This is a genomic window from Roseomonas sp. CECT 9278, from assembly GCF_918698155.1.
In the GTDB taxonomy this organism is placed as follows: domain Bacteria; phylum Pseudomonadota; class Alphaproteobacteria; order Acetobacterales; family Acetobacteraceae; genus Neoroseomonas.
Window position 1 is genome coordinate 1 of record NZ_CAKKLX010000075.1, and the last position, 13,637, is coordinate 13,637.

The 13,637-nt window shown below is 74.2% G+C and carries 10 protein-coding genes; 6 read left to right on the forward strand and 4 right to left on the reverse strand.

Going from position 1 to position 13,637, the window contains the following annotated elements; all coding sequences use genetic code 11:
- Positions 1-212: 212 nt before the first annotated feature.
- Both LQ222_RS24845 and LQ222_RS24850 read left to right on the forward strand, forming a co-directional pair.
- Entirely contained in the window at positions 213-1,514 is a 1,302-nt protein-coding gene (locus LQ222_RS24845) for an aspartate aminotransferase family protein (protein ID WP_230169564.1), read from the forward strand.
- 96 nt (positions 1,515-1,610) lie between these two features.
- Positions 1,611-2,087, forward strand: a complete 477-nt coding sequence (locus LQ222_RS24850) for a TspO/MBR family protein (RefSeq protein ID WP_230169565.1) — start codon at positions 1,611-1,613, stop codon at positions 2,085-2,087.
- 150 nt (positions 2,088-2,237) lie between these two features.
- On the opposite strand, the gene upp is transcribed toward LQ222_RS24850, so the two are convergent.
- Entirely contained in the window at positions 2,238-2,870 is a 633-nt protein-coding gene (gene upp / locus LQ222_RS24855) for a uracil phosphoribosyltransferase (RefSeq protein WP_230169566.1), read from the reverse strand.
- Positions 2,871-3,036: 166 nt separating this feature from the next.
- On the opposite strand from upp, the gene LQ222_RS24860 reads away from it, so the two are divergent.
- Positions 3,037-4,308 (forward strand): nucleotide sugar dehydrogenase, encoded by a 1,272-nt coding sequence (locus tag LQ222_RS24860; RefSeq protein WP_230169567.1) that lies wholly within the window; start codon positions 3,037-3,039, stop codon positions 4,306-4,308.
- Positions 4,309-4,526: 218 nt separating this feature from the next.
- Here the strand turns inward: LQ222_RS24860 and LQ222_RS24865 are convergent, their stop codons facing one another.
- From LQ222_RS24865 to LQ222_RS24875, 3 genes are all read right to left on the reverse strand, one after another.
- Positions 4,527-6,149: a caspase family protein gene (locus LQ222_RS24865; RefSeq protein WP_230169568.1), complete on the reverse strand. Its 1,623-nt coding sequence runs from the start codon at positions 6,147-6,149 to the stop codon at positions 4,527-4,529.
- 76 nt (positions 6,150-6,225) lie between these two features.
- A complete protein-coding gene (locus tag LQ222_RS24870) occupies positions 6,226-8,424 on the reverse strand; it encodes a glycosyltransferase family 2 protein (RefSeq protein WP_230169569.1) in 2,199 nt (732 codons plus the stop codon).
- Between the two features lie 6 nt (positions 8,425-8,430).
- Positions 8,431-10,065 (reverse strand): thiamine pyrophosphate-binding protein, encoded by a 1,635-nt coding sequence (locus tag LQ222_RS24875; protein ID WP_230169570.1) that lies wholly within the window; start codon positions 10,063-10,065, stop codon positions 8,431-8,433.
- A gap of 266 nt (positions 10,066-10,331) precedes the next feature.
- Between LQ222_RS24875 and LQ222_RS24880 the strand changes: the two genes are divergently transcribed.
- From LQ222_RS24880 to LQ222_RS24890, 3 genes are all read left to right on the forward strand, one after another.
- Positions 10,332-11,312, forward strand: coding sequence for a tripartite tricarboxylate transporter substrate binding protein (locus LQ222_RS24880; protein WP_230169571.1), 981 nt, complete (start codon positions 10,332-10,334; stop codon positions 11,310-11,312).
- Positions 11,313-11,421: 109 nt separating this feature from the next.
- Entirely contained in the window at positions 11,422-12,387 is a 966-nt protein-coding gene (locus tag LQ222_RS24885) for a tripartite tricarboxylate transporter substrate binding protein (protein WP_230169572.1), read from the forward strand.
- Between the two features lie 98 nt (positions 12,388-12,485).
- A complete protein-coding gene (locus tag LQ222_RS24890; RefSeq protein WP_230169573.1) occupies positions 12,486-13,457 on the forward strand; it encodes a tripartite tricarboxylate transporter substrate binding protein in 972 nt (323 codons plus the stop codon).
- The last annotated feature ends 180 nt before the right edge of the window (positions 13,458-13,637 follow it).

Consider the following 13,637-nt stretch of genomic DNA (forward strand, 5'->3'; position numbering starts at 1 on the left):
CAGGCGCTTGTGCCGAAGCCGTGAATCGGCCGCTCGGCCAAAGCGCCCGATCGGCGCAGGCGCTTGTGCCGAAGCCGTGAATCGGCCGCTCGGCCAAAGCGCCCGATCGGCGCAGGCGCTTGTGCCGGAGCCGTGGATCGGCCGCTCGGGCAGGGCCGTGACGCGCGGCGCCGGGCGTCCTAGCCTTCACGCGACACGCAAGGAGCATGACGATGGCGGGCATCGCGAAGGACGCGGCCGAACTGGCCTTGATGGAGGCCGCGCGGCGCGTGCTGCCGGCCGGCGGCTTCGGCAACTTCGCCGCCGACATCGTGGTCGCCGAGGGCCAGGGCGGGCACGTCCGCGACGTCTCGGGCCATGACTACATCGACTACCTGCTGGGCTCCGGCCCGATGTTCATCGGCCACAACCACCCCGCGGTGACCGAGGCGGTGCTCGCGCAGATCCCCAAGGGCACGACCTTCTTCGCCAATAGCGAACCAGGCATCCGCCTGGCCGAGGCAATCGTCGACGCGGTCGCCTGCGCCGACCAGGTGCGCTTCGTCTCGTCCGGGTCCGAGGCCGATGCCTATGCCATGCGCCTGGCGCGTGCGGTGTCCGGCAAGCCTAAGATCGTGAAGTTCGAGGGCGGCTACCACGGCATGTCTGACTGGGGGATGATGAGCCTGGCGCCGAAGCGCCTGGCGAATTTCCCGGAAGCCGTGCCCGACAGCCCCGGCATCCCCGATGCCATCCGCAACGAAGTCCTGGTCGCGCCCTTCAATGACATCGAGGCCGCGGTGCGCCTGATCGAGGCGCACCAGGACGAGATCGGCGGCGTCATCATGGAGCCTTTCCAGCGCCTGATCCCGCCCAGGCCCGGCTTCCTCGCCGCCATCCGCGAGGTGACGGCGCGCCTGTCCATCCCGCTGATCTTCGACGAGGTGGTGACCGGCTTCCGCTTCGCCTATGGCGGCGCGCAGGAATACTACGGCGTCACGCCCGACATCTGCACACTCGGCAAGATCATCGGCGGCGGCTTTCCGCTGGCGGCGGTGGCCGGGCGGGCCGGCATGATGAGGCACTTCGACCGCGCGGCGGTCGGCGAGGACCGTTTCCTCACGCAGGTCGGCACGCTGTCGGGCAATCCGGTCGCGGCGGTGGCGGGGCTCGCGACGTTGGCCGTGCTGCGCGAACCGGGGGCCTACCAGGGTGTCTTTGCGACCGGGCGGTCGCTGATGGACGGGCTGACGGGGCTGATCGCCGAGGCCGGCATCCCGGCCCAGGTGGTCGGCGATGCCGTGATGTTCGACGTGGTCTATGCCGAGGGCGACCTGCGCGACTATCGCGCCATCTTCCGCCAGGATGCCGCCATGCAGAAGCACGTGAACGGCGTGCTGCGCGGCCGCGGCATCCTCAAGGGCGACAGCAAGTACTACCTGTCCACGGCGCATACCGCGCAGGACGTGGCGCAGACGCTGGATGCCTTTCGCACGGCGCTCGCGAGCCTGCCGGCGACGCGCCGGGTGGCGTGACGCGGCGCGCAGCCGCCCGCGTGAAACCGGGGGCGGGCTGGCGCGCTGCATGACTTGCGCGTCGACAACCCCGCTCCGGATCGCCATATCCCGCTGATGGACATGACCTCGCTGCTCGGCCTGCTGGCCTTCATCGCCCTGTGCTTCGTCACGGCGATGTCGGGCGCCGTCTTCATGCCCGGCGAGTGGTACAGGGGGCTCGCCAAGCCGTCTTGGAACCCGCCGGACTGGGCCTTCGCGCCGGCCTGGACGGTGCTCTACATCATGATCGCGGTGGCGGGCTGGATGGTGTGGCGCGAAGCGGGCATCGCGGGCGCGGCGCTGCCGCTGGCGGTCTATGTGGTGCAGCTGCTGTTCAACGCCGGCTGGTCGGCGGTGTTCTTCGGCCTGAAGCGACCGGATCTGGCGTTCATCGAGGTGATCGGGCTGTGGCTGTCGATCCTGGCGACGATCGTGCTGTTCCTGCCGATCAGCCGCACGGCAGGGCTGCTGCTGCTGCCCTACCTGGCCTGGGTCACCTTCGCCGCGACGCTGAACTTCACCATCTGGCGCCTCAACCCCGTGCGCGGCTGACGACAGCGCGCACCCCTTCGGATCGTGCGGCTGCACGATCCGCGAGCGCACAGCGCGACCGCGCCCAGACCATCAGCCGCGCCGGGCGCGCCAGTGCAGGGCGCGAAGGCAAGGGCCGCGGACGCGGCCCGCCTGCCGTCCGAGGGCAAGTCATCTCGTCCCCCACATCCTGTCCCCGGCATCACCCAGCCCGGGCCGGATATACCCGTGGTCGTCCAGCCCCCGGTCGATCGCCGCCGTCCACAGCGGCACGTCCGGGTGGCGGTCGTGGAAATGCGCGATCCCCTCGGGCGCTGCCAGCAGGCAGACGAAGCGGATGTCGCGGCAGCCGCGCGCCTTGAAGCGGTCCACCGCCGCCACCGCCGAATGCGCGGTCGCCAGCATCGGGTCGAGCACCAGCACCGTGCGTTCCGCCACATCCGTCGGCGCCTTGAAGTAATACTCCACGGCCGCGAGCGTCGCCGGGTCCCGGTACAGCCCGACATGCGCGACGCGCGCCGCCGGCACCAGCGCCATCATGCCGTCCAGCATCCCGAGCCCCGCCCGCAGCACCGGCGCCAGCACCAGTTTCCGCCCGGCGATGCGCGGCGCCATCATGGGTTCCAGCGGGGTCGCGATCGGCACCTGCTCGACCGGCAGGTCGCGCGTCACCTCGTAGCAGAGCAGCCCCGCGATCTCGCCCAGCAGCCGCCGGAAATCGGACGACGCGCAGGCGGCCTCGCGCATCAGGGTCAGCTTGTGCTGCACCAGCGGATGCGTGACGTGATGCACCTCGCCGGTCATGCCGCGCCCCGCGCTGGCCTGAGGCTGCTGCCTGCCGTGCTGTCCATGCTCACCCCTCCCGGCCCTGCCACGTGTTTCGCGCAATCCGCGGGGCCGGGCCAGCGTTCGTCGCGGAAAATCATCCATAGGTTGAAAAACTTCCTCAATTCATCGACTATGGCGGTCGATGCCCGACACCGGTCTCCGGCCCGACGCCCCGCTGCCTGCCATCGCCCCGGCGGGCGAGGTGGTGGTGATCGGCCTCGGCTATGTCGGGCGCCCGCTGGCGCTCGAAGCCGCCGCCGCGGGCTTCCTGGTCACCGGGTTCGACCTCTGCGCGGCGGCCGGCAGAACCGCCGAGGCCGCCTGGCAGGCCACCGGGCGGCGCGGCGGCCGGCTGCGCAGCACCAGCGATCCCGCCGCCCTGCCGCCGGCCGCGACCTGGCTGGTCTGCGTGCCGACGCCGCTCGATGCGGCGGGCCGGCCGGACCTCTCGGCGGTGGCCGCGGCCTTTGCCACCTGCCGTGCGCGGATGCCGCGCGGCGCCCTGGCCTGCCTGGTGTCGACCTGCCAGCCGGGCGCGACCAACGGGCTGTGCCGCGCCGCGCTGGAACAGGATGGCTGGCGCGTCGGGCGGGACGTCTTCCTCGCGGTGTCGCCCGAACGGGAGAATCCCGGCGATGCGCAGGGCGGCCCGCGGCGCATCGCGCGGCTGCTGGGTGCGCCCGACCCGGCATCGCTGGCGCAGGCCCGCGCCTTCTGGGACCGCGTGACCGACACGGTGGTGCCGGTCGCGACGCCGGAAATCGCGGAATGCGCCAAGCTGCTCGAAAACTCCTACCGCCTGGTCAATGTCGCGCTGATGGACCAGCTGCACGCCGCCTTCGCCGCGCTGGGCGTGCCGACGCGTGACGTCGTGGCCGCGGCGGCGACCAAGCCCTTCGGCTTCGCGCCCTTCTGGCCGGGCCTGGGCGCCGGCGGCCATTGCATCCCGGTCGACCCGGCCTTCCTGCAGATGGAAGCGCGCCGCGCCGGCGCGCCGTCCCGCCTGCTGGACCTGGCGCTGGCGGCGAATGAGGCGCGCCCCGGTCGTGTCGCCGCGGCGATCGCCGACGCCTTCGGCGGCAGCATCGAGGGCCGGCGCATCCTGGTCGCCGGCGTGACCTACAAGCCGGATGTGGCGGATCTGCGCGGCGCCGCGCCGGTGGCGCTGCTGCACGGGCTGCGCGGCGCGGGGGCTGAGGCGCTGTGGTGCGATCCACTGATCGGCGACCCGCCGCCCGACCTGGCCGAGATCCCGCGCGTCGCGCATCCCGCGGACGCGGCGCCGGATGCCCTGGTGCTGGGCACGCCGCATCGCGCCTTCGACCTGGCGGCTCTCGCGCGCGCGGCGCCGCTGGTCTTCGACCCCTTCGGCCTGTTGCCGGCGGATGCCGAGGGACGCGTCCGCGCGGTGTGACGCGAGCGCCAGCACGGCCACCGCCGTGAGCATCCTGCAACGCTGGCCCGCGGGAGCGGATCCCGATCAGGCGGACTCATCCGACCGGGCGCAGCTGCGCGTGACCACGACGCGCCGGGGGCCTTCCCGCGAAACAGGGCGGACGGACATCCCGGCAGGCGGGCAGGACCGCGCCCTCGCGCCAGGCTGCACCGCAAGGCGCAGCCGCGACGCGTCGCTCAGCGCGTGGCGGCCAGCCGCTGCGGGAGCACCACCTGGTCGCCCACCGCATACAATGTGCAATTGCCCGGCAGGCGTTCGCGCTGCGCCAGCGTGCGGCACGCGGCCAGCGCCCGCTGCGCGGCGTCCTCGGGGCTGCGCGCGCCAGTCGCCACCGCCACGCGGCCCTGCGGGTGCAACGCCATCGCCTTGGCGCCGGCCTCGCGCGCATAGCCCGTCACCTCGGCCATGTCGGCGCGCCGGCGTGCGGCGATGCCGGGCACGAGTTCGGGGTCATAGGCGCCGGCGTGCTGGATGCGCGGCATGTCGCGCCGCCGCGCCGCCAGTTCGACCGGCACGATGCTGTCATTCACCGCCACCAGGATGCACGGCGTGCCGAAGGTGAGCTGGCAGCGTTCCAGCATGACCGTCTCGGCATCCTCGGCCGAGGAGAATCCCTGCACGCGGAAGCTGGTCTGGCGCTCCGGATTCACCGCCAGCGCACGGTTCGGGCCGGGCGCCGAGAGATACCCCTGCGCTGTGCTGCGCGCATGCGCCGGCGACACATGGGGCACGCGCTGCGCCAGGTCGGTCGCGGTGATGCGCACCGCCGCGGCGGCGGGCTGCACCGGCGCCGGCGGCTGCGGCGCGGGCAGCGGTGCCACGGCGGCCAGCCGCGGCTCCTGCGCGGCGATCCGCGCGCGCGCCAGCGGCGCGAAGGTGCCGTTCGGGAAGCGTTCGAGGTAGGCGCGGTAATCCGCCACGGTATTGCCGGACCGCACGCTCTCCCAGAACAGGATCTCGGCGCGGTCGTCGCGCGGCGCCGCGGCGGCGGGCGGCGGCGCGGCGGGCACGGTGATGGCCGCCGGCACGGCAACGGGCGGCGCGATGAAGTAGAACGCCCCCTCCATCGCCGAATGCTCCCAGGGCACCTGGCGGCCGGCGGTCGCTTCGCGCACCTCGCGCCGTACCTCGGCCATCATGGAGCGCAGTTCGAGCCCCGGCGTCGCGATCTTGCGGACCAGCGCGGCGGTGAAGGGGCTGTGCATGCCGTTGCCGTCCTCCGCGACCTCGCCCGGCGCGGTGGCGAAGGCGATCAGCGTGCCGACTGCCGCGCGCACCGGCGTCAGGCCGGGGCTGGTGGCGATGCCGCGCGTGGCGGAAGCCAGCCGCAGCCTGAACGGATTGTCGCGGCAGCCATCGAGCAGCACGATCGACACCCGCGCGGATTCCAGTTGCGCCAGCACGCTGTCGAGGTCGAGCGCCTCGAAGCGCAGGTCGCGGTCGGTGCGGACATCGGTGGTGACCGGCAGCAGCCAGTTGCGCCCGCCGAATTCCAGCGCATGGCCGGCATAGAAGAACAGCGCGGCCTCAGCCCCCACGGCGCGCTGGCCGAGCCGTCGCACCGCCTGTTCCATCTCAAGCCGGTCGGGATCCAGCACCAGGTCCACGTCGAAGCCGGTGCGCCGCAGCTGGTCGGCGATGGCGCGGGCATCGTTCGGCGGATTGGCCAGCGCCGGAATGGCGCGATAGCTGCCCACCCCCATCACCAGCGCCACCCGCGCGCCGGGCTGCGCCACCGCCGCGGGCACGGCCAGCAGCAGCATGGCGAAGGCGACGAGAAGGGCGCGCAGCCTGGGCATGGAGAGCGGTCCATACCACGAAGGCGCGCGGCGGCGCAGCGTCGTGCATCACGCCATGCGAAGGGTTTCGCAGCCGTCAGGCGGCGGCATCGCGCAGCGCCGCCACCAGACCCTGCAACCGTGACGCGAGCGACAACGATTCGCCGATAGCAACGGGTGCATCCACGGCGCCCGGCACAGCGCCGGCCGGGGTTGCGTGCATGGAAGCGGCAAGTCCGCCGGGCGGCGCCAGCGCCGGCAGCACCAGCGCGACCTCCTGCAGCAGCGCACTGCGATGCGCCGCGCGCGCCGGCACCACCACATCGAGCGCCCGCGCGATATCCTGGTTGGCGGCGGGGTCGCGGTCATCCTCGACCAGCCAGCCGACCACCGGCCCGGCGAAGCCCGCCGCGCGCAGGGTGCCGACCCAGGCGCCGCCATCATGCGCGCGCAGGATCCGCACCACGATGTCGAGCGCCGCGGCATCGCCCGGCAGCCGCGGCGCGACCTCCAGCGCAATGCCCGCGGACGCCAGGGTCGCGACGGCCGCGGCCTGCGCCTGCGGGCTGAGTGTCTCCGCGGCGCGGGCATCCACCAGCAGCAGGCGCAGCGGCCGGCGCGCCAGCGCGGCGCGTAGCGCATCGCGGATCGCGGCGGCGCGCATCGCCGGCGGCGCCGGCGTGGTGAAGCGGTCGCGCACCGCCACCTGCTCCGCCGCCAGGGCCGCGCGCCCGGCGCTGCGCTGCGCGCCGTGCAGCCGGTACAGGGCGACCGGCCACGGGATCGTCACGATGCGCGGCGCGGCCGCCGCCGCGCGCAGCCACATCTCGTAGTCGAACACCGCCGACAGCGAGGTATCGAGCCGCCCGCCGATACGCTCCCAGAAGCGCCGCGCCACCAGCGCCTCGGGCTGCAAAAAGTAGTCTCCCTGCGCCCAGCGGCCGAACACGTCGGCCAGCCCGTCGACCGTGAAGCCCTGCGGTCCCGCCGCCAGCGCGCGATGCACGCCCAGCACCTGCCGCCCGCGATGCGCCAGCGCGAAGCCGTGGACGATATCCGCCGAATGATCCGCCGCGAAGGCCGCGCCGATCCGGTGCAGCGCGCCGGGGGCGAGCAGGTCGTCGGCATTGATCCAGCCGAGCAGCTCCGCGTCGCTGTCGGCGAAGCCCTTGCAGATCGCCTCGGCCGGGCCGCCATCGGGTTCGCGGATCACGCCATGCAGGCGGTCGCGGTGGCGCGCCAGCACCGCCGCCGTGCCGTCGGTCGAACAGGCATCGACCACGACATGCTCGACCGCCGGATAACCCTGTGCGGCGACCGACAGGATGGTCTCCTCCAGCCACGGCCCGGGGTTGAAGCAGGGCGTCACCAGCCGGATGCGTGGCCAGCCATCGCGCGGCGGCGCGGCGGGCGGCGCGCCGAAGGGCCAGGGCAAGGCACCGAAGCAGGGCCAGGCGGCCTGGCGCATCGCGTCCGCGCCGCAGGCGGGCAGGGCCGCGACCAGCGTCTGCGCCCGCAACGCATCGCCTGCCGCCAGCGCCGCCATGCCGGTGTTGAACAGCGCCGCCGGGTCGGTCGGCGTGGCGGCCAGCGCGGCCTCGAAGGCGATGCCGGCCTGCGCGGCGCGACCGGTCGCCAGCAGCGCCAGCCCCGCCGCCATCGGCGCCTCGCCCGCGAAGCCGCCGATCCGGGCGGCGCGGTCCGGCGCGCCGGCGGCCAGCGCCGCCAGGCCCAGCGCACGCACCAGGTCGTCGCGCCCGGCATCGGCCGCGAGCCGCGCGAGCTCGGCCAGGTCGGATACCGGCAGGGTCGCGATGCCGGCCAGCGCGGCCTCGGTCATCTCGGCCAGCAGCGCGTCGTCGGCGCCCTCGTTCAGGCTGCGGCGATAGGCCGGCAGCCCGGCCGCCAGCAGCGCGCGCAGCATCACCGGGCGCGGGCTGGCGCGCCACGCCGCGCGCAGCATGGCGCAGCCCTCCGCCAGGGCGCCGTTGCGCGCCAGCGTATCGCCCAGCATGGCGATGCGGTCGGCCAGCGCGGCGTCGGTCCGCGCGGCATCGATCACCGGCGCGGCGGTCGCGGCGGCGCTGCCATGCGCGCCGATGCGCGCCTGCACCACTGCCATCGCGACGCGCAGCGCCAGGTCCTGCGGCGCCGCGTCGACGGCGGCGCGGGTCAGCGCCAGGGTATCCGCCGCGCCCCCGCCGGCATGCGCGGCCTGCGCCAGCCGTGCCGCCGGCGCCAGGGCGGCATCGGTCGCGTCCAGCCGCGCCTGCGCACCGGGCGGCAGCGCGGCCACCGCCTGCTATTCCGCCGCGCGCATCGCGGTCGCGGGCAGCACGGCGGCCAGCGAGGTCCGCACCACGATCGCCGCCGGCCCCGGCGCGGCCAGCGCGGCTGCCAGCGCGGGCATGTCGGCGGTGCTGTCGATACGCGTCACCGGCACGCCGAAGCAGCCGCACCAGGCGACGAAATCCGGGTTCTCCAGCGTGGTGCCGCTGACGCGCCCCGGATGCGCGCGCTCCTGGTGGATGCGGATCGACGCATAGGACCCGTTGTCGGACAGGATCATCTTCAGCGGCACGCCGCGCGCCACCGCCACGGCGAATTCGCCCCCGGTCATCAGCGCCCCGCCATCGCCCACCGCCGCGATCACCTGGCGGCCAGGGTAGCGCAGCGCCGCCGCGACACCCGCCGGCACGCCGAAGCCCATCGCGCCCGAGACGGGGGCGACCAGCCGCTGCGGCGGCGTCCAGGACACCTTGCGGTAGAAGGGCGCGCCGAAGGTGCCGGCATCGAGAGTCACGATCGCATCCGGCGCGGCGATCTCGCCGATGCGCCGCGCCACCTCCGCGAAGGCCACGCCGTCATTGTGCTGCGCCGCGCGGATGCCGGTATCGGCGACATGGATGGCGCGCAGCCGGGCGTTCCAGCCCTCGCGCGCGGCGGGCGCGGCCGGCGCTTCATCCGCCAGCGCCGCGATCAGCGCCGCCGCATCGGCGGCCAGCGCCATCTCGGCCGGGAAGTGCCAGCCCAGGAAGCGCGGTTCGGCACACACATGCACCAGCCGCTGCCCGGCCGCCGGCCAGCTCCAGCCCTGCGAGGTGATGTCGGTCAGCCGCGTGCCCAGCGCCAGCACCAGGTCGGCTTCGGCGAACGCCGCGCGCTGCGCGTCCGGGTTCCGCAGGCCGAGGTCGCCGGCATAGAGCGCGTGGCGGTTCGGGAACAGGTCCTGTCGGCGGAACGACACGGCGACAGGCAGGGTCCATGCTTCCGCGAAGGCCAGCAGCGCGTCGCGCGCGCCAGGGCGGTCGAAGGCGTGGCCGGCCAGCAGGATCGGGCGTTCGGCGCCGCGCAGCAGTTCCGCCAGCCGCGCCACCTCCGCGGGTGCCGGGATCGCGGGCGCCACGAGGGTCGCGGGCACCTCCGGCGCATCGCAGGCCTCGGCCAGCAGGTCCTCGGGCAGGGAGAGCACGACCGGCCCGGGCACGCCCTGCATCGCCATGGCATAGGCACGCGCGATCAGTTCCGGCACCTGCGATGCCTCGGTCGCCTCGCCCACCCATTTCGCGATGCCGCCGAACATCCGGGCGTAGTCGATCTCCTGGAAGGCGTTGCGGCGCAGGTCGCGCTTCTCGACCTGGCCGACCAGCAGGATCAGCGGCGTGGCGTCCTGTTCCGCCGTGTGCACGGCGATGGAGGCATTGCAGGCACCGGGCCCGCGCGAGACCAGCACCACCCCCGGCCGCCCGGTCAGCTTGGCATCGGCCACCGCCATGAAGCCCGCGCCGCCCTCGCTGCGGCAGGTCACCAGGTCGATGGCCGGATGCGCGTGCAGCGCATCCAGCAGCGCGATGTAGGATTCGCCCGGCACGCAGAAGGCGCGGTCGATGCCCTGGCGGGCGAGGAAGTCGATCAGGCGTTGGGCGGCGGTGGGCATGCGGCGGCGTTTCCCTCGGGCCCGCATCCGATAGCGCGGCGCGCGCCGATGATCCATGCCGGGGGGTGGCGTCGCCGGTGGTTCGGGGTAAGACATGGTCCCGAAGGCCCGGCCACGGCCCGCCCTCCCGCCTCGGGGGGCGCCGGGGCCGGCCTTGGGCTGCGCCTCTCGGCGCCGCCTTGAACAGTCTGTAGGATGGGCTGTCCATCGACGGCACGACCGGACGAACCGGCCGGCCCGCAACCGAATGCCAGGGAGATTCCTCCATGACGCCGACCCGCCGTTCCACGCTCGGCCTCGCGATGGCCGGCCTTGCCGCGCCGGCGCTCGTGCAGGCGCAGGGGTCCGCCTGGCGCCCGACGCGCCCGATCCGCCTGATCGTGCCCTTCGCGCCGGGCGGGTCGAACGACATCGTGGGCCGCATCATCTCCGAACCCGCCGGCCAGATCCTCGGCCAGGCCATCGTCATCGAGAACCGCGCCGGCGCCGGCAGCGTGATCGGCAGCGAGGCCGCGGCGCGCGCCCCGGCGGATGGCCATACGGTCCTGATCAACAGCGCCCATGCGGCGGTGCCGGCCGTGGTCGCCCGCATGCCCTATAACGCCGTGACCGATTTCGAGGGCGTGGCGGTGGCCGGCTTCTCGCCGCATACGCTGGTCGTGAACCCGCGCGTGGAGGCCCGCACGGCGGCCGAGCTGGTCGCACGGGTGCGCGCCAATCCCGGGCGCATGAACCAGGCCACGGCCGGCATCGGCAGCAGCGTGCACATCGCCGGCCTGGTCTTCGCCAACCGGATGAACCTGCAGGCCGAGATGGTGCACTACCGCGGTGGCGGACCCGCCGTGGCGGCGCTGGTCGCGGGCGAATCGCAGTTCGGCACCCCGACCATGGCCTCCTCGCTCGGCCAGATCCGCGGCGACGGCGTGCGCGCCCTGGCGGTGCTGGCGAACCAGCGCAGCCCTGCCTTGCCGAACGTGCCGAGCGCGACCGAAGCCGGCATCCCCGGCGTGGTGCTCGAGGAGTTCTTCCCCATCACCGTGCCGAAGGGCACGCCGGTCGAGATCGTCGCCGCCCTCGGCGCCGCCTTCCGCCAGGCGATCCAGCAGAGCGCGCCGCGGCTGATCGAACTCGCCGGCGTGGCGCCGCGCGCCGGCTACGACACCAACGCGCAGGTGATGACCCTGGTGCGCGAGGGGGTGGAGGAATACACCCGCATCCTGCGCGCCGCCGGCGTCCAGCCCGAGTGACGCAGGCCCCCGGGCGGCCTGCCAGTCGGACGCCCGGGTGCTTCGCCTGCACCATGACCAACGCAACCAGGCCGGCCGCCAGAAGCCGCGCCGCAGGGAGACCATCGTGATGACCACGCGCCGCGCCGCGCTCGCGCTTGCCCTTGCCGCCCCCGCCATCGCCCAGGCCCAGGCCGGTTGGCGGCCGACACGGGCGGTCCGGCTCATTGTGCCCGCCGCGCCGGGTGGGTCGAACGACATCGTCGGGCGCATCGTCGCCGAGGCCGCCAGCCAGATCCTCGGCCAGCCGATCATCATCGACAACCGCGCCGGCGCCGGCAGCGTGATCGGCTCCGAGGCCGCCGCGCGGGCCCCGGCCGACGGCTACACGCTGCTGATCAACAGCTCGCTCGCGACCGTGCCGGCGATGGTCGCGCGCATGCCCTACAACACCCTGACGGATTTCGAGGGCGTGGCGGTGGCCGGCTTCTCGCCGCACCTGCTGGTGGTGAACCCGCGCGTCGAGGCGCGCAGCGCGCAGGAGTTCGTCGCCCTGCTGCGCGCCAGTCCCGGGCGCTTCAACTACGCCTCGGCCGGCCTGGGCAGCGGCCCGCATATCGGCGGCCTGCTGTTCATGAGCCTGATGAACGTGCAGGCCGAGACGGTGCACTACCGTGGCGGCGGCCCCGGCATCGCGGCGCTGGTCTCGGGCGAGGCGCATTTCGGCACGCCCACCATGGCCTCCGCGATCGGCCAGGTGCGCGGCGGCGCGCTGCGGGCGCTGGCGGTGCTGTCCGGCCAGCGCAGCCCGGCGCTGCCCGACGTGCCCAACGCCACGGAAGCCGGCCTGCCCGGCGTGGTCCACGAGGAGTTCTTCCCCATCGTGGCCCCGAAGGGCACGCCGCCCGAGGTCGTCGCGGCCCTTGGCGCCGCCTTCCGCCAGGCGATCCAGCAGAGCTCGGCGCGGCTGAACGAGCTGACCGGCGTGGCGCCGCGCGCCGGCTTCGAGACCAACGCGCAGGTGATGGCGCTGGTGCGCGAGGGCATCGAGACCTACACGCGCATCCTGCGCGCCGCCGGCGTGCAGCCGGAGTAGAAGCGACTGCCCCGGGCGGGCCCGACGCGGCCGCCCGGACGCCACGACACGCGAACAAGGCCGGCCGACAGACGCCGCGCCACAGGGAGACCACCGCCATGACCACGCGCCGCGCAGCACTCGCGCTTGCCCTCGTGACACCCGCCATCGCCCGCGCCCAACCGGCCTGGCGCCCCGACCGCCCGATCCGGCTGGTGGTGCCCTTCGCACCCGGCGGCGCCACCGACGTGGTGGCGCGCGCCCTGTCCGAGACGGTGGGCGGGCTGCTCGGCCAGACCGTGGTGGTCGAGAACCGCGCCGGCGGCGCCGCCGGGCTGATCGGCTCCGAGATGGTCGCGAAGTCCGCGCCCGACGGCCAGACCGTGCTGCTGCATTCCAACGCCCATGTGATCGCGCCGAACCTGGTGGCGCGCATGCCCTATGACGTGCTCGGCGACTTCACGGCGGTGGCGCATCTGGGGCGCGTGCCGCAGGTGCTGGTGGTGAACCCGCGGCTGCCGATCACCGACATGGCCTCGCTGCTGGCGTGGCTGCGCGCCAATTCGGGCAAGGTGGACTTCGCCTCGGCCGGCATCGGCAGCGGCAACCACCTGGCCTCCGAGATCTTCCGCGCCGCGGTGCCCGGCGTGCAGATGGAGATGGTGCAGTTCCGCGGCGGCGGGCCCGCCATGGCGGCGGTGATCGCCGGCAACGCGCATATGTGCATCGACCCGATCGCCTCGGCGGTCGGCCACATCCGCGGCGGCACGGTGCGCGCGGTGGCGGTGGCGGGGCCGACCCGCGCGGCGATCCTGCCGGACGTGCCCTCGGCCACCGAAGGCGGGCTGCCGGCCTGGAACGCGGAGGCCTGGTTCGGCGCCTTCGTGCCGGCGCGCACGCCGGCGGCCGCGGTCGCGGCGCTGAACGCGGCCTTCAACGCCGGCATGCAACGCATGGCGCCGCGCCTGTCGGAGATCGGCGTCGAGGTGCAGCCGCAATACGCGACGCCGGCCGCCTTCGAGGCCTTCGTGCGGGCGGACCTGCCGCGCGTGGCGGCGGTGCTGCAGGCGGCAGGGGTGCGGCCGGAGTAGCGGGCGGGGGAGGGCTTGCCCTCCCCCGGACCCCCACCCACCAAAGGCCTAAAGGCCTTGTATCTTCCCCTTGCCGTCACGGCCTGAGACGGCGAGGCTGGAGGTGGACGGGAGCCCGCGCAGGCCTTGGGTGATCGAGCCCGCTCCAGAGCAAGGGACCCCGTCCATCGTCCCATCCGG